Origin of the sequence: Kluyvera georgiana (genome assembly GCF_050990895.1) — a bacterium.
GTDB lineage: Bacteria > Pseudomonadota > Gammaproteobacteria > Enterobacterales > Enterobacteriaceae > Kluyvera > Kluyvera georgiana.
Window position 1 is genome coordinate 2,729,224 of sequence record NZ_CP158865.1, and the last position, 25,125, is coordinate 2,754,348.

Genomic DNA, 25,125 nt, shown 5'->3' on the forward strand with positions numbered 1-25,125 from the left:
ACCTCATGCGAGCCGATGCGAGAAAAAACTACGACCACCTGATTACCGTCGCGCGCGACGTCTTCATTGAGCAAGGCGCCGACGCGTCATTGCGCGATATTGCCCGCAGAGCCGAGGTTGGCCTCGGTACGCTCTACCGTCACTTCCCGAACCGCGAAGCGCTGCTTGAAGTCCTGTTGCGTTCAAGTTTTGATGCGCTGAGGGACAGGGCCGAAGCCCTTCTGACCTCGGCTGACGCCAGAGAAGCCTTGATGTTGTGGTTACAGGAGACGATTGCGTTCACCTATGAACATCGTGGCATTATTGCGCCGATGATGAGCGCCATCGAAGATCCCGATTCCGCGCTGCACACGTCTTGCGTTACGCTACGCGCTGCGGGTAGCGCACTCCTTGCACGCGCTCAGGCCGCCGGCAAAGCGCGAGCCGATCTGAGTGGCGCGGAGTTGTTTGATCTTATCGCTGCACTCGCCTGGCTTCGCGGGCACCCCTCGCATGCCCCGCGCGCCGAAAAGATTTTCAGCGTGATTGCAGCAGCGATTCTGAGGTAGTGGATGTCGCCATGCGTTTATCTCTCCCTGGCGGGGCGCCAAACATACGGGCATATTCGCGGGTAAACTGTGAAACGCTGGCATAACCCACCGTATACGCCGCCTTTGCGATCCCCACGCCATCACCAAACATAAGACGACGGGCGTGAATCAGGCGCAGCTGCTTCTGAAATTGCAGGGGCGAAATCGTGGTAACCGCGCGAAAATGCTGATGAAACACGGACACGCTCATGCCCGCCACGCCGGCCAGCTCCTCAACGCTTATCGTGCGTGCAAACTCCTTACGCAATATCGCTACCGCACGGCTAATTCGCCCGGAATGGCTATCCACCGCGCCAAGGGCGCGAATCGCAGGACCATGCACGCTACGCAGTAGCCAATAATGCAGCTCTCGCCGCAGACCGTCCCCCAAAATGGGCAATACCTCCGGTTGCTCAAATAACCTTACCAGCCGGTAGACAGCATCCGTCACGTCAGCATTTATCGGCTCGATGCCAACATAAGGCGTATTCCCCTGCTCCGCTGGTACTGCATCCTGCAGCTCACGCAGAATGGTGGTGTCCAGTTCCAGCACCAGAGAATAGTAAGGATGACGCAGACTGGCCTGGGTAATCTGACTGAGTGTTGGGACATCGGCGGCAATCACCATCGCCTCGCCGGGGCCATATTCAAAACTTTCGCTCCCGGTAGCAACACGTTTGCGCCCCTGCAGCAGCATGGCGATCAGCGGTCTATTGATTGCCGCCTGCAATTCGCCAGGATGCAAAGCCCGGATAATCGTCACACCCGGAACTGGCGTTACGGCAACGCCTTTACGATCGACGTGAATGTCAGCATAGCGGCGGCAGAGATCGAACAGAGCATCGTGCATAAGAACTCTTTCAGGCAAGTTTTTAAACCATAATATGCGGTAATTTGCGCCCGCGCGAATCAGGAAAAGAGGAATAGGCAAAAGATAGCAACAATCAGGCAATGTGGGCAGACGCGTCTCTCTTATGGTAAAGGCTCCACCCAATCGAGGATACATCATGAGTAAAATTGCTCTCATCACCGGTGCCAACCGTGGCCTTGGCCGTAACACCGCCCTCTCCATCGCGCGTCAGGGCGGCGATATCATCATCGCCTACCGAAAAAACGCCGACGAAGCTGAAGCGGTTGCCGCGGAGATCCAATCGCTGGGTCGTAAAGCGATCGCGCTTCAGCTTGATATGGCGCAGAAGGCAACATTTCCGGCATTTGCCGAAACGTTGCGGCGACAGCTTGCCGAGGTCTGGCAACGCGACACGTTCGATCATTTGATCAATAACGCCGGCCACGGCGAGTTTGCCGGGATTGCCGAAACCACCGAAGACCAGTTCGACGGGCTGTTCGATGTCCATGTCAAAGGGGTATTTTTTCTGATCCAGACGCTGTTGCCGCTGCTTGCAGACGGTGGACGCATCATCAACTTTTCCTCCGGGCTAACCCGGGTATCGTACCCCGGCTTTTCCGCCTACGCCGCGGCAAAAGCGGCGGTGGAAATGCTCAGCGTTTATCTGGCGCGTGAATTGGGTTCGCGCGGCATCACGGTCAATACCATCGCGCCAGGCGCGATTGAAACCGACTTTGGCGGTGGCCTGGTTCGCGATAACGCTGATGTCAACGCACAGTTCGCCGCCATGACCGCACTAGGGAGGGTCGGTGTCCCAGACGACATAGGGCCAATGGTCGCCAGCCTGCTGGGCGACGGCAACCGATGGGTGACGGGGCAACGCATTGAAGTGTCAGGCGGGCAAACTATCTGACCAGGAAAACGTGCTGCGGCGGTCATATTGAAGAGAATCTGGCACGGGAAACCGTGCCAGCGCTGGAGGTGCCGCAAGTTGCCTGACATTATCAGGCAACCCTACGCATTAATGTTTGGTTATGTACTCGTGCTGTAACACCATATCTGATAATGGTTTTGTCTTATCTGCATAAACTAATACCGACATTTTTGCCGCAGGCAAAAAAGCTTTCTGTTTGGTGATCTCGTTCATTACTCCCCCATCAGAGATAGCGGATAAGCCAGTCCTAAGAATGAGATATCTACTTCACTTTATCTAATTTTATTAAGAATATGCTCATATGCGCATACCGCCCGAGACTTCAATACGCTGTGCGTTGACCCAACGATGGTCTTCCGAAAGCAACGAGGCAATCATCGGGCCGATGTCATCAGGCTGCCCGGGACGTCCGAGCGCCGTCATGGCGGAGATGGCTGTAGCGACCTCAGGATTATCGCGTACTACCCCACCGCTGAAATCGGTGGCAATCGCGCCCGGTGCAACACAGTTCACCGCAATACCGCGGCTGCCCAGCTCAAATGCCATGTATTTCGTCATGGTTTCAACGGCAGATTTCATAATCGCGTAAGGTGCGCGATTCGCCATAACGATACGGGTAAGCCCGGATGAAATATTGACGATCCGCCCCCATCAACCATCAACGGCACCAGTTTTTGCGTAAGGAAAAAGACGCCTTTCACATGGATGTTGTACAGCGCATCCAATTCCGCCTCAGTGGCATTTAGAAACCCCATCCCGCTGGAGTTACCTGCGTTATTGACAAGATAATGAAATTTATCGGCCCCCAACTCCCTGAGCGCAACCTTAAATTGCTCAAGAAAAGCGTCGAAAGTGACCGTTTCCTCCGTACTGAGTTGCAGCGGAATCGCCGTTGCGCCGAGAGATTTAACCCGTTCGACAACCTTGTTGGCTTCGGCGTGATTCGCTTTATAGGTAAAGATAGTGTTGACGCCCCGGCGAGCCAGCGCTTCTACCGTAGAACGGCCCAAACCACGACTCCCACCGGTAACAAGTGCGATTGTTGCGTTATTGCTCATAATAATCTTCAGCGTTTTTGGGTTAAAACAACGGTGATACAGCAATCCCCTCCCCCCTGTGCTGCTACGCTATTTCTGTGGAAATAACGAAGGAGGCATGATGAAAATTCTGAATATACTGACCCGTCAATGCATCATGATTAGTCGTTTTGACGAAACGGTTTCCTTTTATGAAACCCTGATTGCCCAGGAGGCAAGACTGCGCTTCGACTATCCCGAATACGACCTCAAACTGGCCCAGGTGGGTTCGGTGCTTTTAATCGGCGGAACCGATAAGAGCCTGGCGCCTTTTCGCGCCACCCTGGCCACTTTTCTGGTCAACGACATTGCCGCCTGGGAGAAACACCTGCCCTCTACCGGCGCGACGATTATCAATACGGTGAAGCGCGTCCCCACCGGCTGGAACATGCTGGTTCGCCACCCGGACGGCATGATTGCCGAATACGTTGAGCATCAAAGCAAAAATCCAGCGGATGAGATCTTCTGATGTTTACTCTTCTGGCAGCGCATTCATTTAGCGCGTCGCCGCAAAGCAGGTTTCGCCGCCCGCCACAGCGGCGACCGCAGAGCCTTACTGCTGATGGCGCCTGGCTGGGTAAAGACAGATATGGGCGGCAGCAATGCGCTTCTGACCATTGATGAAAGCAGTCCTGCTCTTGTCAATATCATGGAAAACTACTCTGGACGTTCAGGCCTGTATTATCTGGATGACCAGGGAAGAACCGTCCCCTGGTAATGAATTATTTGTGAAGGACGGCATGATGGCCGTTCGATTCACCGCCGCCTGACAGGGATTTTCTTACCTGCTCATCAATTTTCCGGCGGCTCTCTTCATTGACCGGGTTAAAAACGATCATATTCAGATCCTGTCGGCCCTCTACCATAAACGTCGAAAATTCAAGATCGATCGCTCCAGCTTGCGGGTGATAAATGCGTTTTGCCCCTTCACCGTGGCTGGTGACGTCGTTGCTGCGCCACCAGGCGTCAAATTCAGGGCTTCGTTGCGAAAGCTCCGTCACCAGACTGTCGATCTCCGCAGATTGCCCTGCCCGCGCGACGTCGGCTCGAAAAGCGTTAACCACCAGCCGCGCCATCGCTTGCCAGTCACTCTGCGCGCGGCGTACATCAGGATCGGTAAACATTCGGCGTAGAACATTACGTTCCTCCCGCGGCAGTTGCCCGTAATCCGTTAATACGCATGCAGCGGGGTGATTCCAGGCAATCACATCCCAGGTCACAGTTTTGACGATCGCCGGGATGGTGAGCGTATCCAAAACCCGCTGTAAACGCGGCGTAACATCGGCAGAAATGGTGAATTTCGCGTCGGGTGGATGGCCAAACGCCAAAATAAACAGGTGTTCGCGTTCGAGGGAAGTCAGACGCAGCCCGCTGGCAATACGATTAAGCACTTCCCGCGACGGTGCGCCGCCGCGCCCCTGTTCAAGCCAGGTGTACCAGGTCGGGCTGATACAGGCGAGTTGTGCGACCTCTTCGCGGCGCAATCCGGACGTACGCCGTCTGCCGGCAACAAAGCCAAACGCGGTGGGATCGAGGCGCAAACGTAGCGCCCGCAGGAAATCGCCCAGTGACTGCATTGCCGTTTGCATCGCCGTTATCCTGTTAACGTTTATACCCTGATAATGTCTCTACTTTTACCGTATGACTATAGCGTTACTCTGTTGCGGAACCCTAATCTGGAGGTACGCTATGCGAGTATTTCTTACCGGAGCCAGCGGATTTATTGGTTCCCGCATCCTGACAGAACTGCTGACAGCCGGACACCAGGTGATCGGCCTTGCCCGCTCGGAGAACAGCGCACAGGCGCTGAAGAAAGCGGGGGCCGATGTTCATCGCGGTACGCTGGAAGCGCCAGCGTCGATAGTGACGGCAGTACAGCACGCCGATGCCGTCATTCATACCGCGTTTGACCATGATTTTCACCGTTTCGTCGAAAGTTGTGAAAAAGACCAACGGGTTATCCACGCCATCGGCCAGGCGCTAAAAGGCAGCGATCGGCCATTTATCATCACCTCCGGCACCGGTATCGGCGATGACGGCGACACGGCCCTGGCGCGGGAAGATCAATTTAAACCGGACAACATGAATCCCCGGGTTGCCTCCGAAATTGAGGGTAACGCCCTGCTCGCCGAGGGCACTAATCTGCGGGTCGTACGTCTGCCGCAGGTCCATGACACCACCCGTCAGGGGCTTATCACTTATTACATTCAACACGCCGTGGAAAAAGGCGCAGTTGCCTGCATCGGTGAGGGCGACAACCGCTGGTCGGCGGCCCACGTCAGCGACGTCGCAAGATTGTACCGACTGGTGCTGGAGCATGGTGAAAACGGTAAACGCTACCATGGCGTTGCAGAAGAAGGCGTCCCTCTCCGCCAGATTGCGGAAGTGGTTGCCGGTAAGCTCAGGCTACCGCTGATATCAATCTCGCCTTCAGAGGCACAAGCACATTTTGGCTGGTTTGCGATGTTTGCCGCCATGAATCTACGCGCATCATCGGCCTGGACGCGTCAACAGTTGGACTGGCATCCCACCGGCCCCTGCCTGACCGACGATTTGCAGAATATGGATTACACGTCGTTTTTATCGTCGCAATAACCCCTTCCCGGCTCCGCATAGCTGGAGCCGGGTAAAGGCTTTACCGGTTAAACTCCCAGTTGGCAGAGATTGCCAGCGCCCGTTCGAAAGCACCACGCCCGCTTCCTGCCAGCCAGGACTCAAAGGATTGCAGTTGCGGATTCAGTTGCCGCATCTCCTCCAGGGAGGCATGCCCCACCAGCCGGCCATCATCCGCCAGCGCAGTCAACTTTTGCAGGAAGGGATTCGCGGTCAGCACATCATCGGAAAAACGAGAATAAGGAATCAGCCGCCCTGCCGCTGCTGAGAACAACTCCTGAAGCCGCAGGCCAGTGACCACATCGCTGGCAATTTCAAATGTTTTGCCTTTAAATCGCTCCGGCTGTGCGTAAATCGCGGCGACAATCTTGCCGATGTCTTCTACCGCGAGAACCTGCATCGCACCATCAGGCTGCATAAAGAAGTGGAATTGCCCCTCATCAAGCCCGAAACCTGGCATGACCAACAGCTCCATAAAAGTCGCAGGTCGTACGATGGTCGAAGCAATTGGCAGCGTATGGATATGCCGTTCAATTTCCGCTTTTGTGTCGAAATGCGCAACGCCCGTTGGCCGATCGCTCACCGCACCGCCTGAAGAATAAACCAGATGCTGCACGCCGCATTCGGAGGCAAGGCTGGCGATCGTCTTGCCATAGCGAACTTCATCGTCGTCGGTCACTGTCCCTCCCGGCGAGCTGGGCTGGACGCTGAAGACGCCGTATGCCCCTGTCATTGCGCCCCTCATCGCCTCGATATCGTCAAAGTTCCCGGCGACCATTTCAGCCCCGGCATCCCGAAGGGCGAGTGATGCCGGAGAGGATGGATTGCGCACCATAACACGCACCGGCCAGCCTTTGTTTATCAGTGCTCTTGCCACCGAACCGCCCTGCTGGCCCGTCGCGCCAAAAACCAATATGAAAGAACGGTTATTCATCATTTACTGTCACTCGCCTCCGTCCAGCCATAGTTCCCATGCTTATCGACGCTCAGCCAGCCGCAGGACTGTCCGGCGAAATGCGCGCTAAACCACAGGGCATGATGCTCTGTGCACCACGCCATCGCCCGGCGTCGCGACGTTTCCGCCTGTTCGCGATCGCCGCAAAACACCGAATTCCATTCCGGATGGGCAAACTGTAATGGCGAATGCACAATATCCCCGGCAAAAAAAGCATATTCACCGCATGAGGAGAGTATCAACGCCGCATGATCGGGGCTGTGCCCGGGCGTTGGCATGTAGCGTATTCTGCCGCCAAACGCTGGCTGTGCGGCAATATCAACCGTTTCCAGTTGTCCCGCCTCAATCACCGGCAACAGGCTATCGAGCCATAAATTCCGGTAGCGCTCGCTGTCTTTTACCCGCATCAGCTCTTTCTCAGAACAGATATATCGCGCATTAGGAAACAGCGGCACCCAACGATTTTCACGCCAAACGGTATTCCAGCCGACATGGTCAGTATGCAGGTGCGTCATTAATACCAACGTCACCTCTTCCGGCTTGATACCTGTTGCCAGAAAGTTCTCCAGATAGGGTGTGTCTAACTGATGATAAAACGGATTATTCCCGCGATCGCGGTCGTTACCGGTCCCGGTATCAATCACAATAATATCGTCGGGGGTGCGGACGACCCAACTATGTATTGATAGTGCAACCGGTTGGTTAGCCTCATCTGAATCTGCTGACAGGAAAGAGTCCGGATATAAATCCGCTGTCGGAATGTGAATTTCACGTTCCAGTACTTTAAAAATAACGCTGTCGCCTGTTCGATACTGTTTCATCACGCCCTCCGCGCACTCTGCGCATGGTTGATTTATCAGGGTGATGTTCACTATCCTTCTGGCAGGAATAACATTCAAATTGATTATTATGATGAAGAAAATCATTGAAAATGATTTCAACCGCGTAGATTTGAATCTGCTGACGGTGTTTCTGGTGTTATACCGCGAGGCCAGCGTCACCCGTACCGCCGAGGTTTTACATCTTGGGCAGCCCGCCATCAGCGGGGCGCTGAAACGGCTGCGCGAGATGTTCAATGACCCGCTATTTGTGCGCAGCGCTAAAGGGATGCTGCCGACGCCGCGCGCCGAAGCGCTGATATCTCATATGCAGCCGCTGATGGAAAACCTGCATACGGTGATGTTTGGCGTACAGGACTTTTCGCCCGCCACGGCAAATCAGACCTTTCGGGTAGGAATGAGCGACTGGAGCGAGCACTGGCTGATGCCGGATTTATTGCCCGCCATCGCCCATGAGGCTCCGGGCGTGGAGCTGCATATTATCGCCGCCGATCCCTTCCAGGTCCGTCGGTTGCTGGAGGAGGATGTCATTGATATTGCGGTTTCGCTGAATAAACCGAGCACCGGTGAAGTCATCAGTGAACCGGTCATGACGATGGGGGTTTCCACACTCTGGTCGCCACAGCAGATCCCCTGCGATGGGCCATTGTCGATAAACGACTTTATCGCTTATGAGCACGTCATGGTGTCGTATCGCGAATCAAACCATAGCGAAATTGACCGACAACTCGCCAGCCAGGGATTACAACGCCGTGTGCGTTACGTTACGGCGAATTTTTCTACCTTTCCTCTGCTGCTAACCACCATGCCGATTTTCGCCACGGTTCCCGACGGGCTGGCCCGACGATGGCAGCAATATTTTACTTTACGGTCCAGCGCAACACCCGTGAATTATCACACCTTCACGCTGTGTATTCTGCACCACAAGCGCCGGGCGCAGGACCCGGCGCTAAACTGGCTGATGGCGCAGTTAAAAACAGCCATGCTGCAATTTCAATAATTAGTCGCCATGTTGGTGTAGCACCGCTCTGCTCCAGTCATAAAAGGCGCGTACCGAAGGAGGAAGATAGCGGTTTTGCGGATAGACCAGCGAAAGCGGTAAATCAAAAGAGAAGTTCTCCATACAGAGAACGAGCGCTCCGCTTTGCAGATAGGGCGCAACCAGATAGCTGGCGATACGAATCAACCCGCACCCTTGTATTCCGGCCTGGATATAAGCGTCAGTATCATCAACAATCAGCGTCTCTTTCATACGGATCGCACAGTCGCCATCATCCAGCGTAAAAATCCAGTCGGTAGTACGTCCGGTGCGGTGGTTCAGGTAGCCAACGGCGCGATGTCTTTCCAGACTGTCAACGTTATCCGGCTTACCATAGGCGGAAATATAGTCTGGCGAGGCCAGGATCACCCACCGAAAATTCGCAAGAGGGCGCGCGACCAGCGTCGTTGAATCCTCTATCCTTCCGGTGCGAATCACACAGTCATACCCTTCCTGAATGATGTCTTCGACGTTATCGCTTGAACAGAGTCGCAACTCCAGTTCGGGATACTGATGCAGAAACGCCGGCAGCCTGGGGATAATACAATGCCGGGCAAGTGACTGCGGCATCCCCACTTTAAAACGGCCTTTGGGCTGTGCGGATCGGCCGGGAAACGAAGATTCCATCGTTGCGATATCCGCCAGAAGCCTTTTGCTCTCGTCGTAATAACGTCGACCATCTGCGGTTACGCTGAGTTTGCGGGTGGTGCGCTGTAAAAGCTGAATCCCAAGCCAGGACTCCAGCTCCTTAATGACCCGCGATACCGTTGAGCGCGGCAGCCCAAGAACTTCTGCCGCCCTGGCGAAACTATGGGTATCGACCACACAAACATAGACCTGCATTGACGCCAGCTTATCCATATTTCCCCCCTGCCTGAACGCATTGATTATCCCATTTATGCGAACAGTCTAACCTGCATTCGTCGTCTTATCGAATGCGTTTCACTGACATAACCTTTCTCTACTCGCAGCAAACAGGCGATTTAACAGAGTGGAGAACAATATGAAAGAACGTGATATTACAACGGGTGAAAAAATATTAGTGCTTGGCGCAGGACAACTGGGGGCTGCCGTGTTGAAGTATCTGATTCCAGCGGTCACCCAACACAATGGTGCCGTTTCGGTTATCGTGTCGCCCGATTCTCGGGATAAACAAGGCAACCTGCAGTCTGATATTCATCAAAAACTGGCTGATACAGGGGCAAAATTTATCTCTGTCGATGTCGCTGCCAGCACAATTGACGTGTTAAAAAACCACTTCGCGGATTTTGATACCGTTATCAACTGCATGGGGTTTGTCGCTGGCGCGGGAACACAGATAAAGATTACCCGCGCGGTACTGGAGGCTGGCGTTAGACGCTATTTTCCCTGGCAGTTTGGCGTGAATTACGATGTGGTGGGCAAAGGTAGCGGTCAGCCCGTCTGGGACGAGCAGTATGATGTCAGAACGCTACTGCGGGAACAGAAGGCGACGGAATGGGTCATTGTTTCAACCGGCATGTTTACCAGTTTTCTCTTCGAACCGGCATTTGATGTGGTGAATTTATCCGAAAAAACCATCCATGCGCTCGGAGGATGGGAAACACAGGTTACCGTGACATCACCTGCGGATATTGGTCGCCTCACCACCGAAATTTATTTGCATCAGCCGAGAATCGTAAATGAAGTGATATTTATCGCGGGTGAAACGACATCATACGAAAAACTGGCGGAAACCGTCGAACGCGTGACAAATCAAACCTTCACCAAAGATGTATTGCCCCTACCCGCGCTAATGGATGCACTGCATTTAAATCCGGATGACCAGATGCTTTGCTATCGCACGGCCTTCGCCCGAGGAGACGGCATGTGGTGGCCGATGAATAACACCTGGAATGTACAGAATAATATGCCAACTCAAAATATTGAATCGTGGCTTAAAACCGTTATTTAATTGACCTGCCGCTTCAGGAGGCTAGTACTATGAAAACCCTCATACCGCTTTTATTGGTTTATTTTCTCCCGCCATTTTCCGTATATGCTCAAACCGTCACCGCAACCGGCGATACGCTTGATAACGCGGAAAGCAAAATTCGCCAATGGGTACAGAAGGAAGGCGGTCAATCCTATAAAATAATTGAAGCGCGGATGGGCAATAAAGTTCATATTACGGCAGAAATTACACCATAATAAATAACCGGGGGGCAGAACCGCCCCCTCATGTATTTTTCAACGCGCATATCGCTATTCAACGATTTGCTTTAACGCCAGTCCTGCAAGACGTACCGTTTCCTGTAAACGTTCCAGACTATCCCCCGCCCGCGCTTTCGCGGAAAGGCCAGACATCAGCGTGCTCATAAAGTCAGTTAACCGAACCGCGTCCTGCGGATATTGCCTGGCAATATAATCCCGAATGATATTTTCAGCGGCAATATGCAGCGCACACGCCGCCTCGCGAGCCTCGTGATCGTTGCAATGGATGCCTTCCAGCACCAGACATCCGGCAGCGGTCCGATCGGCAACATAGCGTCTTGCCGCCTCGTTCAGAACGTCTATCAAACATTCAGTCACCGGACGATCGTTACGCAAAAGCGACGTAAAAGGGATCGCGCCAGTGTGGCTATAGCGCTCCAATACACGTGCATACAGTCCAAGTTTGCTGCCAAATGCGGCATAGAAACTCGGGGGATTGATACCGAACGCTTTTGTCAGGTCAGCCACGCTCACCGCATCATAACCGCGTGAATGAAAAAGATGTTGCGCCGTTTCCACGGCCTGCTCTGGATCAAACCGACGAGGTCGTCCTGGGGTTCGATTATTTTTTGTAGTAGTCACTACATTATTCCTTGACGGCACGAACTGCCGAAGCATATTGTAATCCTCACTACAATATCATGAGGGGAGTGTTATGGCTGCATTTCATAAGAAATCTGTACTGGTACTGGGGGGAAGTCGTGGCATTGGCGCGGCTATCGTGCGACGCTTTGCCGCCGATGGCGCATCGGTCATTTTCAGCTACGCCGGCTCGCCTGAAGCCGCCAGGCAACTGTCAGCAGAGACCGGAAGCACCGCAGTCCTGACAGACAGCGCCGACCGTGATGCGGTGATAACGCGGGTACGAGACAGCGGACCACTGGATGTTCTGGTCATCAACGCTGGCATCGGCATCTTCGGCGATGCGCTGGAGCAGGATAGCGATGCCATCGATCGTTTATTCCGCATCAATATCCACGCTCCCTACCATGCTGCGGTAGAAGCGGCGCGGAATATGCCGGAGGGTGGGCGTATTATTGTTATTGGCTCAGTGAATGGCGATCGCATGCCGCTCCCGGGAATGGCCTCTTATGCTGTCAGCAAATCAGCTCTGCAGGGCCTTGCCCGCGGCTTAGCGCGTGACTTTGGTCCACGAGGGATTACCGTCAACGTTGTGCAACCCGGTCCTATCGATACCGATGCCAATCCGGAAAGCGGCCCGATGAAAGAACTGATGCACAGTTTTATGGCCATCAAACGTCATGGAAGACCTGAAGAGGTGGCGGGCATGGTAGCATGGCTGGCAGGCCCGGAAACGTCATTTGTGACAGGCGCCATGCACACCATCGACGGTGCGTTTGGCGCATAAAGGAAGGGGCCATACACTTCGGCGGTATCAAAGAAGGTGACGCCACGTTCAACCGCGGCGTGAATACGTTCGGTAGCCTGACGCCTATCTGTCGCCGGGCTTTAGCCCATGCAACCAACCCCAAGCGCGGACACTTCGACTCCTGATTGACCCAGGTAACGTTTTTGCATTGATTAATTGCCTCTTTTATCGCGTCTTAAACGTCCAGTTTGCGACCGGCCAACCATTCAACTCTGGCAGGATCGCGGTGTGAGAAGAAAGCACTTGTTGCGGTATCGATAGCGGTAATCTGCAACATATCTTCATCACTCAGTTCGAAATCGAGAATGTTGATGTTCTCTTCCATGCGTTCTTTTCGCACTGTTTTTGCCAGCGAAACAATGCCTCGCTGGAAAATCCACCGCAGCACAACCTGCCCCACGCTTTTACCGTACTTCTGGCCAATCGCCGTTAATATGGGATGCTCAAACAGACCATTTTTACCTTCTGCAAAAGGTGCCCAAGCTTCCGGCTGAATACCCCGGCTTTGCATCCACGGCACGGGATGCAGCTGTTGGTTGAAGGGGTTAACTTCAATCTGATTTACCGCCGGGGCAACGTGGTTGAAGGCAATGAGATCGGCCAGTCGGTCAGGATGAAAATTACTGACGCCAATAGCGCGAATTTTGCCTGCCTGATGCAATTCTTCCATGGCACGCCATGCCCCATGGACATCACCGTAAGGCTGGTGAATCAGGTACAGGTCAACATAATCAAGTTGCAGTCGATTCAGAGAGCGTTCGAACTGTGCTTTAGCGCCTTCGTAATGAGTGTCCTGCAGCCATAGCTTGGTCGTTACAAAGAGTTCGTCACGGGCAATGCCGGTCTGTTTCAGTGCGTTGCCGACCTGGGTTTCATTCTGGTAAGACGCGGCGGTATCGATCAGGCGGTATCCCGTATCGATGGCATCGATAACGGCTCTTTCACATTCGGCGGCATCCGTCATCTGAAACACACCAAAGCCCAGCAGGGGCATTTCAATACCGTTGTTCAGTTTTACAGTTTGCATCACGTTATCCTTTGGCTGTTGTTCAGAAAAAGCATAACGCGAAGTGAGTTATTTTATCAGGTAGGGTAATCGACTAGGGCCTATTACAAAAATTCATTAATTACACCGCTATGTCAGGTAACCAGATGTCGCTTAACCCATACAACTGCACTATAAAACCAGCATTTTGCTTTTCAGCGCATGACGTTGGATAGCTATGAGTATCCTGACGTCCCCTGAATATGCGCAAGGCTGATTTCCTCTGCTGATAACACAACGTCCTGCCTGTTGGCTAAACGTTCAATCGCAAGGTCGATAAAGCGGCGAACCCTGAGCGGTTGTGCGACGCGACTCCCGTAATATAAAAACAAGCCATGAATATCGGCGATAGTCTCAGGCAACAACGGAACAAGCTGGCCCGTCCGGATATATTGCGCCGCCGTCGGCCCAGCCAGTTGCGCAATGACCTCTCCCATCAATACAGCATGTAACTCCAGCATCTCATCATTGGTCGACATGGCAGGGTTAACATGATGATCCTGCACATTGTCCCCGGATTTCACTGTCCAGGGGATCAGGCGCCCGGTTGCGGCATGGCGAAACACGCTACACCGGTGGGCACTGAGATCGTGCAACGTTTTCGGTACGCCATATTTACGCAAATAGGCTGGCGAAGCACAAATGATCAACTGTAGGGGGAACAAGCGACGGGCAATCAGCCCTTCCTGCGGCGAAACGCTGATACGAAAACCGACATCCACTCGCTTCTCAACCCAGTTAGTTATCCCGTCATCAAGTTGCACATCGGGCTGAACCTCCGGGTAGAGCCGGCTGTATTCAATCAGCACGGGCTTAATAACCTGCTGAACAACTGAACGGGGGCCGACGATACGTAGCGGTCCGGCAAACTCCTCGCGCGTCTGTTGTACCGTCGCCAGCGCCTGTTGCAGCCCCATTAATGCCGGTTTTGCCGCTTCAAAGAAACGTTGTCCCTCCTCCGTTAATGACATATTTCGCGTGGTACGGTGGAACAACCTCACCCCCAGATGCGTTTCCAGTTGTTTTAAGGCCTTGCTCGCCGCCTGGGGTGATATCTGCTGAGCATCTGCGGCTTTACTCAGGCTTCCCAGCTCAACCGTACGGACAAACGTCGTCATAGAGCGCAATTCATTAATCATGGTCGCCTCCACTTATTTACATCATTTAGTTGTAACTGATCCATCCAGTTACCGTCTAGTTGGTTGTAAATAATTTTCTTATAGTAGTGGCACTTCGCAAATATCGGACCTAATTTCAGAGAGGCAGTGAGATGGATAACTTCAGTTTTTATAATCCGACCCGTATTGAGTTCGGCTCAGACAAAGAAAAGCTTATTGGCCAGATTCTGGCTGAACATAACGTCAAAAATGTCCTGCTGGCTTATGGCAGCGAGCGCATCAAACACGATGGCTTGTTTGCGACGATTAGCCAGAGCCTGACGCAGCATGGGATCCGCTATGTTGAGTTTGGCGGCATTGTTAGTAACCCGTTACTCTCTAAGGTCCGGGAAGGTATTCAGGCGGCGCGAGAACATCAGGTTGATGCGGTGTTGAGCGTGGGCGGCGGCTCGGTGCTTGATAGCGCCAAATCCATTGCGGCAGGTACCCTGTATGAGGAGGATGTCTGGGATCTGTTTATTGGTAAAGGGCAGATCAATGCGGCGTTACCGGTGTTTTCGATTATGACGCTTGCAGCAACCGGCAGCGAAATGAACAGCGGCGCCGTTATCACCAATGACGTGACCCGGGAGAAGTTTGCTCTTCAATCTGTACATACATTTCCGAAGGTCTCTGTCGTCAATCCGGCGCTGATGCAGACCGTTTCCCGTGATTATCTGGTCTATTCCGCCGCCGACATTATCGCCCATTCGATTGAAGGCTATTTCACCGCAGCGGTACAACCAAAAATTCAGTCGCGTCTGGTTGAGTCAGTGATTGCCACCGTACTGGAGACAACAGAAATGTTGTTAAAAGATCCGGGAGATTACGACGCCCGCGCCGAATTTGCCTGGGCATCCACGCTGGCGCTAAATGGGCTGACGTATGCCGGGACATCAGGCTTTAGCTACCCTAACCACATGATTGAACACTCGCTTTCCGCGGTGTTTAACGTCCCGCACGGGGCGGGATTGTCGGTAGTCATGCCTGCATGGATGAAGTGGTATCACAGCCAAAATCCGGCGCAGTTTGCGCGCTTTGCCCGGACGCTATTTGGTAAAGGAACCGCAGAAGAAGGCATTGCCGCGCTTGAAGCATGGTTCGATAAAATTGGCACACCAACCCGTCTGTCGCAGTTAGGCATTACAGAGGCCGATATGCCAGCCATACTGGAAAACCTGAAAGGAAATACCCGCTGGTTTGGCCTGGCGGATACCTATACTCAGGAAACGCTGACTACCATTCTTAAACTGGCGTTATAACACTAAACCGCAAAGGTGTGTGCCGGCGAAAGAGCACGGCGCACATTCGCCCATGACATTGAGGTATTTTGCATGAAAGAAGTCATTGTTGTTATTGGCAGTGGGGCCATTGCCCAGGCGATTGCGCGAAGAGTCGGCGTGGGTAAGCATATTTTGCTGGCAGATATCAAATCCGAAAATACCCAGCAAGCTGAAAACACCCTGACCCGCGCCGGTTTCACGGTCAGTACCGCAATTGTCGATGTCGCTTGCCGAAAATCCATACAGGATTTAGTCGAAATAGCGACCCGACATGGCGAAATTAAAGGGGTAATCAACACGGCAGGCTTATCCCCTTCACAGGCCAAAGCACAGGATATTCTGCGTGTGGATCTGTATGGCACTGCGGTGGTATTTGAAGAGTTCGGAAAAGTCATTGCACCGGGTGGCTCCGCCGTGGTGATTGGCTCTCAGTCCAGCCACCGCCTGAATATTGATGCGCTTTCACAGGCACAGGCTGATGCGCTGGCAACCCTGTCACCGGAGGCATTGCTGGAACTGCCGCTGGTTAAAGAAATTGATGACAGCCTGTATGCCTATCAAATCTCTAAACGCGGGAATGCGCTGCGGGTGATGGCTGAGGCCGTAAAATGGGGGAAACGCGGGGCTCGCATCAACTGTATCAGCGCGGGAATTGTTTTCACCCCTCTGGCCTACGATGAACTGACAAGCGCTGAACGTGGCGATTTTTACCGAAACATGCTTGAAAAGTCACCTGCCGGGCGCGGCGGAACGCCGGATGAGATTGGCGCGTTAGCCGAGTTTCTGTTCGGGCCAGCGGGAACGTACATCAGCGGCAGCGATATTCTGATTGATGGTGGCGTGACGGCCTCTTATAAGTACGGAGAACTCCGCCCCTGAATCGTTTTTGTTTACATAAAAAACTTCATTCTGAGTGGCCGAACGAGACATCACGGGATGTCTCGTTCGGCCATCAACTGTCGCGACCGTCCGCTTATTCATAGTAGAAATCTTTTCATCGCTGTTTCAATTCTTTGTTCCCCTGTCCGCCACTCCGCCAGACACTTTCCCTGTTTTGACGCCTCCAGAACCATACCCCCCGATAGTCAGACGATTATTGATTCGGTAATCGTACCGAAATGTCACCGAACCCGCTGGCGTAACCAAAAGATACAGACCGTCACGGCCTGCAATCTTGTCTTTTTTCTCTCTGTTTTTCAGATACTTAAGCTTAGCATCAGTCAGCATGACGGTATCCTCTGCTCAAATCTACCGTCATTTCAGGGAAGGTGTGACGGTAAAATCCGCAATTTACCGCAACCGCTTTTCGTTGAATACGTCAAAAATACCGTCAGAAAAGTGATGCTTTCTGCTGTGGCGTGGCGAGAGATGGTCAGAAGGAGAAACTGGCGCTGCAATCCGCGCCAGCTATGGGTTTAGCAATGGTTGCCTGATGTTAGCAAGAGATCAGTACGCATTAGTGCTTCACAATATACATCGTATGCGTATACGCCACGTCTTCCGGATTGGTGATCGGGTATCCTTTCACCCACGGGTTGATTAAGCGACCGTTGGTATACTGGTAGATGGGCGCAATCGGTGCTTTTTCGGCGAGGATTTTTTCCGCGGCGTTGTAGTCGGCGTTACGCGCCTCGGCGGTGTTTTCCAGGCTCGCCTGACGGATCACTTTGTCATAGGCAGGATCGTTAAAGCGCGCAATGTTGCCGCTGTTAGTCGAGGTCAGCAGCGACAGGAAAGTAGACGGTTCATTGTAATCGCCCACCCACGAAGCGCGAATCACATCGAAGTTGCCGGTATTGCGGCTATCGATATAGGTTTTCCACTCCTGGTTTTGCAGCTTCACGTCGACGCCCAGATTTTTCTTCCACATCGACGCCACGGCGATAGCAATCTTCTGGTGCACTTCCTGGGTGTTGTACAGCAGCGTCAGCTTCAGCGGACGATTCGGGCCATAGCCTGCCGCTTGCAGCAACATTTTCGCCTGCGCGTTCAGCTCCGCCTGGCTGCTCTCTTCCAGCGCCGACGGTTGTGGTTTAAAGCCTGCGGTCACATCCGGCGTAAAGCGCCACGCCGGCTTTTCCCCCGTCCCCAGCACCTTCTCAGCGATGATACGACGATCGATGCTCATACTGAGCGCCAGACGCACACGCGCATCAGCGGTTGGGCCTTTTTGGGTGTTAAAGGCGTAGTAATAGGTGCCCAGCTGCGCAGGCGTGAAGACCTGTCCCGGCAGCTCTTTTTTGAGCTTCTGGTACTGGTTTTTCGCAAACGACTCCGTGATATCGATATCTCCGGCCTGATAGCGTTTGGTGGCCGCAGACTCCTGGTTAATCGGCATAAAGGTGACTTTCTGAATCACCGTTTTCGCGTTATCCCAGTAGTACTTGTTCGGCACCGCCACCAGCTTTTCATTCACGATACGGTCGGCCAGAACATAGGCGCCGTTACCCACCAGTTTCCCCGGACGCGTCCAGTTTTTATCACTTTCGACAACGGTTTTATTCACCGGATAGAGCGAGAAGTTAGCCGTTAGATTCACGAACCACGGCAGCGGCTTATCGAGCTGGACCCGCAGCGTATGCGCGTCCACGGCTGTTACGCCCAGAGTTTCGGGCTTGGCTTTGCCATCAATAATATCCTGCGCATTCGTGATGCCCGCTAACGCCGCAAACCAGGCAAACGGCGAGGTGGTTTTCGGGTCAACCAGACGCTGCCAGCTGTAGACGAAATCCTGCGCCGTCACCGGCGTGCCGTCCGACCATTTGGCGTCGTTGCGAAGGGTAAACGTCCAGATTTTCTGATCGTTGGTCTGCCAGCGGGTGGCAACGCCCGGAATGATATTGCCGTTGGCATCCTGATTCACCAGGCCTTCAAACAGATCGCGAATCACCTGAATTTCCGGCAGCCCCACCGCCTTCGCGGGATCTAATGAAGCGGGTTCATCTTTGATGTGGCGAACCAGCTCTTGCTGCTTTGCCAGCACCGTTCCGGCGGGAACGTCGGCCGCGACGGCGAGAGAACTCAGACCTGAAAGCAAGACGGCGCAACAGGTCAAGGTGAACGGTAACTTCATGTCATCCCCTTAAAATAGGTCAATCCACACAACTCGATGAAAATATTATTTGTTTCACTCACGTTAATTGCAAACAGCATGTCACATAAACTTGATATATCCCCAGCAATATCCATAAGGGAAACTATTTGATTCGCGGCGATTTTTGCACAACACTGCTCATTATCCTCTTTGTGTATCAGGACTCACCTATGTCAGCTACCCGCCCCCGCGCCCAGCGCGGCGCTTTCCCGCCCGGGACACAGCACTACGGTCGTTCACTGTTAGGCGCGCCGCTTATCTGGTTTCCCGCGCCGCTGGCCGGTCCGCAGAGCGGCTTAATCATTGCCGGTACGCACGGTGATGAAAACGCCTCGGTGGTCACCCTCTCCTGCGCGTTGCGCACGCTGGCACCGGAGCTACGGCGTCATCACGTAATACTGGCCGTTAACCCGGATGGCTGCCAACTGGGGCTGCGCGCGAACGCCAACGGCGTGGATCTTAATCGCAACTTTCCCTCGGCCAACTGGAAAGCCGGTGAAACGGTCTATCGCTGGAACAGCGCGGCCGAGCAGCGCGATGTGGTATTGCTGACCGGTAGCCGGCCCGGTTCTGAACCGGAAAGCCGCGCGCTGTGTCAGCTCATTCATCAGATAACCCCGGCATGGGTGGTGTCGTTCCATGACCCGCTGGCTTGTATTGAAGACGCCCGCGACAGCGAGCTGGGACAATGGCTGGCGGACGCGTTCACGCTACCGCTGGTCAGCAGCGTCGGCTACGAAACGCCCGGCTCGTTCGGCAGTTGGTGCAACGATATCGGCCTGCACTGCATTACCGCTGAGTTTCCGGCAATCTCATCGGACGAGGCCAGCGAGCGCTACCTGTCAGCGATGACAGGGTTGCTGCACTGGCAGTCGGCGCATCACAAATGAAGCGCTCCACAGGTAAAGCGTAAAGCTGGCTGCGCGTCAGCGGCCAGCCACGTTGGACCGTCGAGATCGGCAAAACGCACCTGCGGCGCCAACGGCAGCGCGGCGGCAATGGCGCGAGAAGTACACAGCATACAACCCAGCATCAACGCGAACCCTTGCGCTTTGGCTTCCGCAGCCAGCGCCAGCGCCTCGCTGAGCCCGCCGGTTTTATCCAGCTTGATATTGACCATGTCATAGCGTCCGCGTAGCGCCGGCAGATCTTCACGGGTATGACAACTTTCATCCGCGCAGATTGGCAACGGATGAATAAAGTTATCCAGAGCCTCATCTTCGCCCACCGGTAACGGCTGCTCGAGCATCGCCACGTTGAGATCGGCCAATAGCTGACAGCGTGCGGCCAGGCCGTCGCTACGCCAGGATTCGTTCGCATCGACTATCAGCGTGGCCCCCGGTGCCGCCTCACGAATCGCCACCATCCGCTCGCAAATAAAGTGGTTATCAAGCTTCACCTTTAGCAGCCGGGCACCGCTTTCAAACAATGCCCGCGCACTGGCTGCCATCTGTTCCGGCGTGCCGATGACGACCGTTTGCGCCGTCGTGATTGTCTCCGGCAGCGTGACGCCCAATTGAGTGACAACGTCACTTCCAGTGAGCGCGGTTTCCAGATTCCAGAGCGCACAGTCGACCGCATTGCGTGCCGCCCCTGCCGGTAGCAGATGATTGAGCTGCTCGCGCGTGATGCCGTGCTCCAGCTGCTCGCCAATCGCCATAATCTGCGCCATCACCGAAGCGATGCTCTCGCCATAGCGTGGATAAGGCGTGCACTCGCCAATGCCTTTGATGCCATCTTGCTCCAGCTCGACCACCACGACCTTTGCTTCGCTGCGGCTACCGCGCGCAATGACAAACGGCGTATGCAGCGGCCAGGCCTCTTCAAACACTCGCAGCTTTCTCATTCTGGCTCCTTTCATTCAGGCATAAATAGGGTTTGCCGTGTTAACGCCTGTTGTCATACACTAGGGTCGACGTTAACTATATGTAAACAGGAAGATAATCATGTCGCAAACCGTACATTTCCAGGGCAATCCCGTTGCTGTTCAAGGTTCTATCCCACAGGCGGGCGATAAAGCTCAACCGTTTACGCTGGTGGCAAAAGATCTGTCGGACGTCACCCTCGGCCAGTTCGCCGGCAAACGTAAAGTTCTGAACATTTTCCCGAGCATCGATACCGGCGTTTGCGCGGCATCCGTGCGTAAATTCAACCAGCTGGCGGGTGAACTGGCGAATACCGTCGTTCTGTGCGTATCCGCTGACCTGCCGTTCGCCCAGTCTCGCTTCTGCGGCGCAGAAGGCCTGAGCAACGTGGTGACTCTGTCCACCCTGCGTGCGCCGGAATTCCTGCAGACCTACGGCGTCGGCATTGCTGATGGCGCGCTGAAAGGCCTGGCGGCGCGTGCCGTCGTCGTTATCGATGAAAACGACAACGTCGTGTACAGCGAGCTGGTGAACGAAATCACCAACGAACCGGATTACGATGCGGCACTGGCAGCACTGAAAGCGTAATACCGTTGTCCTGACCCACGCTGTGGTCAGGACAATTTCTTATCCCTCAGCCTCTTAGACTATATGATTTGCGGTATTGAAGGGGTGTTTTTGCCATATATTTTCGAAAACTGGTGATAAACCAGGCATATTCCGTAAATCCCGACTGTTCCCCCACTTCCCTGACCGACAGCGTAGTATGCACCAGCAGCTCACAAGCGTGGCGAATTCGCCGCATGATCAAATATTCCTGTAACGTGCCCCCCGTCTCCCGACGAAAACGACGCGATGCATGCCCTTCCGAGCAACCTGACGCTGCGGCTAGCGCCTCCAGCGAGCAGTGCCCCTGAAAGTGCCCTTCAATCCAACGGATAATGCTGGCAGAAAAGGCGTTCTGATCTGAAAGCAGCGCATTTTCCAGCTCCTGTTCCGGAAGTAAGCTAATCAGCTGCATCAGTAGCAGCGCACTGTCGTTGATGGTGACCTGGTTAGCGCTGGTCAGCCGTTCAAAACGCTCGAACAGCATCTCGATCATCGGCTGAATGGCCGAAACATCGAAAATGCGAATCTTCTCGCCATAACGGCTAAGCTGGCGCAGCAGTATTTGTAGCCGGGGAAAGTCGCGGAAGAAAGGTTCCAGCAGCGTTCCGTTGAAATGCAGCGTGGTACGGTGATACTGATTGCGCGCTCCCTGCTCAACATGAACTTTATGCACCCTTCCCGGCGGGAACACAAAGAGCCGCCCCGGTTTTACCGTGAACTGCTGATGTTCCGCCACGGCAATGCCCACCCCCTGGGTAATAAATAGCATCTCGGGGCATTCATGAAAATGATAATAATCTGCCGGTGTATTCCTCATGCGATTAAAATAGATTGCCGTTTCATCAATCTCGAGGGTTTCCAGCAAAGTGACATCTTTCCCATAGCCGCGTGGTGTTGCCATAGAGCCTCTGTTCAAACAAATGGTATTTATTCCGTGATACGTAGATACCTGTAATGACAGGTGGCAATATTGTCGTTAACTCCGATAAATCAAACCCTGCGACAAATCACATTCAATAAATTGAAACAGTTATCTAAAAAATGAAGGGGCAATATTTAACCACGACCAATATTCTCCCTTCCCGGTTAAAGGCATAAAAAATAAGACGGCATTATTTAAAGATTGAATGTAACCCCAAGCCTGACTCGAGAGTCTGGCTTGCCGGTCTCACCATTATAATTACTTTGCTCATCGAGATAATCATATTCAAAATAGGGGCTAAAGTAGTTATTCCAGCGATATTTAATGGTTAGCGCATTTTCGGTTGCCCAGCGTTTACCGTTATTGTATTGCAGATCGGGATCCTGATGCATGTAGGCCGTACCTTGCCACATCAGATTCCAGTCCGGGTTAATTTTATAGCTGAGGAACAGATCGATACGGTGCTCGTTGTCATGTACCGTGTCACCTGTATTATCTTCAATATCGTAATTATGATGGTCCAGACGGTAGCGGATACCGCTCGACAGGTCATTCGTTACTTTATAATTCAGACGAATATAGGGACGAAGCTGGGTACCACTATTGCTCCAGTGAATAGCACCGCCCGGCACCAACGCGAAACGATCGTTAATATGCCAGGTATAGTTCGTTTCCATTTCATTATAAGATGTGGTCATATCGTCCACGGACGGCGAACCGTTATTGTTATCCGTCTCCATGCTGGCCCACCAGCCATTCTGCCAACTATCGCTGACTTTAAATCGGGATTCATAGCTGTGATTACCAATATTATAACCGCCGCGAACATCGAACTGTACCGCACGTGCAGTAGAAGAAAGCGCCAGCAACATACATGCCGCCAGTAGCGTATTTTTCCTTAAAAAAAACATAGACAAGACTCCAGTGAAGGATTAAATAAATAGATTTATATTAATAATGTATTTTTAATTGCCCCGGACAGGGCAATTAAATTAGCCGTAACAAACCTGCCAACTCACAGTCAATTGTGTTTGACCAGACAATTCACTTCGCCCAACGATCTCCTGCGCCAGCGGGCCGGTCGGGCTGCATAACGTCGTACATCGGCGTTCGGTATCGGTATAGCCTTGCAGCGTTACCGGCAGATGCGCGTCGTACACGGCAGCCAGCAGCTCGACACGCGTCGCACACCCCGGCGGGCAGGTGAAGGTATCCTCGCGCGTCACGCTTCCCGGCGCGATAAGGTAGCGTGTCCGGCAGCTGAAATCGGGGTCGCGCTGCGGTTCTTGCACCGTATCCCCTTCTTCGAAGACGACATCCAGCGCATCGCACTCAAAAACTATCTCCCAACCTTCAGCGGTTTTCTGGTAGCGACAATCGCGAAACCAGACCAGTGGTCGCAGTACCCGCCCGTGTTGGTCATGTATCCCCGGCACCCACAGCGGCGCATCGCCTTGCGCCACGCCGGTCAATAACCCCGCGCTAAAGGGAGTAGGGAAATAAGGTGACGTCGCATGATAAGGTCGGTCGCCGTTGATCAGCGGCAGCGTAAAGGTGCGTTGGCCGTCATGCCACAGGTACAATCCGCGCGTGTAGCCCACATCGCGGAATGCGGTAAAGGTGAGCGCGGGCGATAGCGGCCCCGCTGCACGCGCTTCGGGAACGGGCAGATGGGTCCACGCTTGCTGTACATTGAGATGCTGCACACAAAGGCTAATATTCTCGCCGACCAACCGATGTTCAGCGCGATATGCATCCGTCTGTCGCCCCTTAAACCACAGATTCACGCTTTGCTCGTCGTCGTCATACCAGAAATTAAGAAAGCGATCGGTACAGGCCTGCGAAAATGCGCTCGCCGCGGCCTGCTCTTGCGAATTCAGCAAACCTAAGCGTGCGCTGACAGCCAGAATTTCATTAAAGGCGCTGTCACCATAAGCGCCAATCGAGCGCCCCCACTGGAAACCACTGCCGTCATTGTTGAGCATGGACAGCACCAACGTCACCGCCTGTCGCAATGAGCTCTTAAGCCAGTCGGCAACTTCTAATCCGGTTTCGAGGTGACGTTGGCAAATTTCCGCTACCAGTAACACGCTGTAGCGGTCGAAACGCCCATGTCCGTTAGTCTCATCCGCACAACCGTTCTGCGCGTGGGCACGATAATGCGCAAGCAATCGCTGCAGAATTTCCTGCGATGCCCGCTCGCTCTCCCAGCCCAATAAAAAACGCAAACGTGCAACGCTAAACGCCACGCCATAGAAGTTAGTGGGAAAACGCGAATTCAATTGCCACGTCCCCTCGTCAACCATCTCTTGCCAGTTCAACTTGTTGCGCAGTGTCATCAGCTGTTCAGCGCTCAGCACACGTTCCAGTTTTTCTTGTTGTTTTAGCTTCAGCAGCGCCTGAAGAAAATAGTATTTCCCCCAATTATCGCAAGGCAAGGCAACCAGCACCGGCCATACGCCTCGCCATGCGTCGGCGGGTTCCATTCCCCTTTCAAGTAATAAACTTAATGCCAGCGCAAATTTACCGCTTACATAAGGATCGCCATCCAGCGTTAATGTGTGCCCAAAACTCTTCTGCTTATTCAGGGTTCTATTGACGGTGGTGTTTATCACCTGGTACAGCTGGCTAATAATGTGTTCTCTTTTCATTT

25 protein-coding genes and 4 pseudogenes are annotated in these 25,125 nt (G+C 53.5%); 13 read left to right on the forward strand and 16 right to left on the reverse strand.

From position 1 onward, the window contains the following. Positions 1–5: 5 nt before the first annotated feature. Entirely contained in the window at positions 6–548 is a 543-nt protein-coding gene (locus ABTW00_RS12940) for a TetR/AcrR family transcriptional regulator (protein ID WP_433635937.1), read from the forward strand. Here the strand turns inward: ABTW00_RS12940 and ABTW00_RS12945 are convergent. Further along, entirely contained in the window at positions 517–1,419 is a 903-nt protein-coding gene (locus ABTW00_RS12945; RefSeq protein WP_433635938.1) for an AraC family transcriptional regulator, read from the reverse strand. The two genes, ABTW00_RS12940 and ABTW00_RS12945, sit on opposite strands and share 32 nt — an antisense overlap. 157 nt (positions 1,420–1,576) lie before the next feature. Between ABTW00_RS12945 and ABTW00_RS12950 the strand changes: the two genes are divergently transcribed. Then, positions 1,577–2,332, forward strand: coding sequence for an SDR family NAD(P)-dependent oxidoreductase (locus tag ABTW00_RS12950; RefSeq protein WP_433635940.1), 756 nt, complete (start codon positions 1,577–1,579; stop codon positions 2,330–2,332). Between the two features lie 318 nt (positions 2,333–2,650). Here the strand turns inward: ABTW00_RS12950 and ABTW00_RS12955 are convergent. After that, positions 2,651–3,411, reverse strand: a pseudogene (locus ABTW00_RS12955) (SDR family NAD(P)-dependent oxidoreductase). A 100-nt stretch (positions 3,412–3,511) separates the two neighbouring features. On the opposite strand from ABTW00_RS12955, the gene ABTW00_RS12960 reads away from it, so the two are divergent. Together ABTW00_RS12960 and ABTW00_RS12965 are read left to right on the forward strand one after the other, a co-directional pair. Then, positions 3,512–3,898 (forward strand): VOC family protein, encoded by a 387-nt coding sequence (locus ABTW00_RS12960; protein ID WP_433635941.1) that lies wholly within the window; start codon positions 3,512–3,514, stop codon positions 3,896–3,898. A 51-nt stretch (positions 3,899–3,949) separates the two neighbouring features. Further along, positions 3,950–4,147, forward strand: a pseudogene (locus tag ABTW00_RS12965) (3-oxoacyl-ACP reductase); the annotation flags it as partial. Positions 4,148–4,151: 4 nt separating this feature from the next. Here ABTW00_RS12965 and ABTW00_RS12970 read toward each other — a convergent pair. Next, the gene (locus ABTW00_RS12970) at positions 4,152–5,018 is read right to left on the reverse strand and encodes a helix-turn-helix transcriptional regulator (protein ID WP_271447730.1); all 867 of its coding nucleotides are present in this window, start codon (positions 5,016–5,018) and stop codon (positions 4,152–4,154) included. A 100-nt stretch (positions 5,019–5,118) separates the two neighbouring features. Here ABTW00_RS12970 and ABTW00_RS12975 point away from each other — a divergent pair, with 100 nt between their 5' ends. Continuing rightward, positions 5,119–6,024, forward strand: a complete 906-nt coding sequence (locus ABTW00_RS12975) for an SDR family oxidoreductase (RefSeq protein ID WP_433635943.1) — start codon at positions 5,119–5,121, stop codon at positions 6,022–6,024. A gap of 40 nt (positions 6,025–6,064) precedes the next feature. On the opposite strand, the gene ABTW00_RS12980 is transcribed toward ABTW00_RS12975, so the two are convergent. After that, positions 6,065–6,976, reverse strand: coding sequence for an NmrA/HSCARG family protein (locus ABTW00_RS12980; RefSeq protein ID WP_433641036.1), 912 nt, complete (start codon positions 6,974–6,976; stop codon positions 6,065–6,067). Further along, positions 6,976–7,818 carry an MBL fold metallo-hydrolase gene (locus ABTW00_RS12985; RefSeq protein WP_065357536.1) on the reverse strand — a complete coding sequence of 281 codons (843 nt, stop codon included), beginning with the start codon at positions 7,816–7,818 and terminating at the stop codon, positions 6,976–6,978. The genes ABTW00_RS12980 and ABTW00_RS12985 overlap by 1 nt, the downstream gene beginning before the upstream one ends. Positions 7,819–7,909: 91 nt before the next feature. Here ABTW00_RS12985 and ABTW00_RS12990 point away from each other — a divergent pair, with 91 nt between their 5' ends. Next, complete coding sequence (locus ABTW00_RS12990; protein ID WP_065357572.1) at positions 7,910–8,836, forward strand: LysR family transcriptional regulator; 927 nt, start codon at positions 7,910–7,912, stop codon at positions 8,834–8,836. Here ABTW00_RS12990 and ABTW00_RS12995 read toward each other — a convergent pair whose 3' ends face one another. After that, a complete protein-coding gene (locus ABTW00_RS12995; RefSeq protein WP_433635945.1) occupies positions 8,837–9,736 on the reverse strand; it encodes a LysR substrate-binding domain-containing protein in 900 nt (299 codons plus the stop codon). A 142-nt stretch (positions 9,737–9,878) separates the two neighbouring features. On the opposite strand from ABTW00_RS12995, the gene ABTW00_RS13000 reads away from it, so the two are divergent. Together ABTW00_RS13000 and ABTW00_RS13005 are read left to right on the forward strand one after the other, a co-directional pair. Continuing rightward, positions 9,879–10,808: an aromatic alcohol reductase gene (locus tag ABTW00_RS13000; protein WP_433635946.1), complete on the forward strand. Its 930-nt coding sequence runs from the start codon at positions 9,879–9,881 to the stop codon at positions 10,806–10,808. A gap of 29 nt (positions 10,809–10,837) precedes the next feature. After that, positions 10,838–11,044 (forward strand): DUF1471 domain-containing protein, encoded by a 207-nt coding sequence (locus tag ABTW00_RS13005; protein WP_065357533.1) that lies wholly within the window; start codon positions 10,838–10,840, stop codon positions 11,042–11,044. A 54-nt stretch (positions 11,045–11,098) separates the two neighbouring features. Here ABTW00_RS13005 and ABTW00_RS13010 read toward each other — a convergent pair whose 3' ends face one another. After that, positions 11,099–11,725 (reverse strand): TetR/AcrR family transcriptional regulator, encoded by a 627-nt coding sequence (locus ABTW00_RS13010; RefSeq protein WP_077248597.1) that lies wholly within the window; start codon positions 11,723–11,725, stop codon positions 11,099–11,101. Positions 11,726–11,762: 37 nt separating this feature from the next. Between ABTW00_RS13010 and bdcA the strand changes: the two genes are divergently transcribed. Continuing rightward, entirely contained in the window at positions 11,763–12,476 is a 714-nt protein-coding gene (bdcA, locus tag ABTW00_RS13015; protein WP_433635947.1) for an SDR family oxidoreductase, read from the forward strand. On the opposite strand, the pseudogene ABTW00_RS13020 reads toward bdcA, so the two are convergent. From ABTW00_RS13020 to ABTW00_RS13030, 3 genes and pseudogenes are all read right to left on the reverse strand, one after another. Next, positions 12,476–12,646, reverse strand: a pseudogene (locus ABTW00_RS13020) (aldo/keto reductase); the annotation flags it as partial. The gene bdcA and the pseudogene ABTW00_RS13020 overlap by 1 nt on opposite strands. A gap of 26 nt (positions 12,647–12,672) precedes the next feature. Further along, positions 12,673–13,524, reverse strand: coding sequence for an aldo/keto reductase (locus ABTW00_RS13025; protein WP_433635948.1), 852 nt, complete (start codon positions 13,522–13,524; stop codon positions 12,673–12,675). A 194-nt stretch (positions 13,525–13,718) separates the two neighbouring features. Continuing rightward, positions 13,719–14,681: a LysR family transcriptional regulator gene (locus ABTW00_RS13030; RefSeq protein WP_433635950.1), complete on the reverse strand. Its 963-nt coding sequence runs from the start codon at positions 14,679–14,681 to the stop codon at positions 13,719–13,721. Positions 14,682–14,812: 131 nt separating this feature from the next. Here ABTW00_RS13030 and ABTW00_RS13035 point away from each other — a divergent pair, with 131 nt between their 5' ends. Continuing rightward, complete coding sequence (locus ABTW00_RS13035; RefSeq protein WP_433635951.1) at positions 14,813–15,961, forward strand: iron-containing alcohol dehydrogenase; 1,149 nt, start codon at positions 14,813–14,815, stop codon at positions 15,959–15,961. A gap of 72 nt (positions 15,962–16,033) precedes the next feature. Beyond that, on the forward strand, positions 16,034–16,861 hold the full coding sequence (locus tag ABTW00_RS13040) for an SDR family oxidoreductase (RefSeq protein WP_065357529.1): 828 nt from the start codon (positions 16,034–16,036) through the stop codon (positions 16,859–16,861). Positions 16,862–17,038: 177 nt separating this feature from the next. On the opposite strand, the pseudogene ABTW00_RS13045 reads toward ABTW00_RS13040, so the two are convergent. Continuing rightward, a pseudogene (locus ABTW00_RS13045) lies at positions 17,039–17,209 on the reverse strand (Arm DNA-binding domain-containing protein); the annotation flags it as partial. A 229-nt stretch (positions 17,210–17,438) separates the two neighbouring features. Beyond that, entirely contained in the window at positions 17,439–19,055 is a 1,617-nt protein-coding gene (locus ABTW00_RS13050; RefSeq protein ID WP_433635954.1) for a peptide ABC transporter substrate-binding protein, read from the reverse strand. Between the two features lie 191 nt (positions 19,056–19,246). Here ABTW00_RS13050 and mpaA point away from each other — a divergent pair, with 191 nt between their 5' ends. Further along, the gene (mpaA, locus tag ABTW00_RS13055) at positions 19,247–19,966 is read left to right on the forward strand and encodes a murein tripeptide amidase MpaA (RefSeq protein WP_064545892.1); all 720 of its coding nucleotides are present in this window, start codon (positions 19,247–19,249) and stop codon (positions 19,964–19,966) included. Here mpaA and ycjG read toward each other — a convergent pair. Continuing rightward, complete coding sequence (gene ycjG, locus ABTW00_RS13060; protein WP_433635955.1) at positions 19,957–20,922, reverse strand: L-Ala-D/L-Glu epimerase; 966 nt, start codon at positions 20,920–20,922, stop codon at positions 19,957–19,959. The two genes, mpaA and ycjG, sit on opposite strands and share 10 nt — an antisense overlap. 100 nt (positions 20,923–21,022) lie before the next feature. Here ycjG and tpx point away from each other — a divergent pair, with 100 nt between their 5' ends. After that, positions 21,023–21,529, forward strand: a complete 507-nt coding sequence (gene tpx, locus ABTW00_RS13065) for a thiol peroxidase (protein ID WP_064545896.1) — start codon at positions 21,023–21,025, stop codon at positions 21,527–21,529. Between the two features lie 46 nt (positions 21,530–21,575). Here tpx and ABTW00_RS13070 read toward each other — a convergent pair whose 3' ends face one another. From ABTW00_RS13070 to ABTW00_RS13080, 3 genes are all read right to left on the reverse strand, one after another. Further along, positions 21,576–22,451 (reverse strand): AraC family transcriptional regulator, encoded by an 876-nt coding sequence (locus ABTW00_RS13070; RefSeq protein WP_065357524.1) that lies wholly within the window; start codon positions 22,449–22,451, stop codon positions 21,576–21,578. Between the two features lie 215 nt (positions 22,452–22,666). After that, on the reverse strand, positions 22,667–23,344 hold the full coding sequence (locus ABTW00_RS13075; RefSeq protein ID WP_164092390.1) for an oligogalacturonate-specific porin KdgM family protein: 678 nt from the start codon (positions 23,342–23,344) through the stop codon (positions 22,667–22,669). Positions 23,345–23,464: 120 nt separating this feature from the next. After that, the gene (locus ABTW00_RS13080; protein ID WP_433635957.1) at positions 23,465–25,123 is read right to left on the reverse strand and encodes a hypothetical protein; all 1,659 of its coding nucleotides are present in this window, start codon (positions 25,121–25,123) and stop codon (positions 23,465–23,467) included. Positions 25,124–25,125 lie beyond the last annotated feature (2 nt).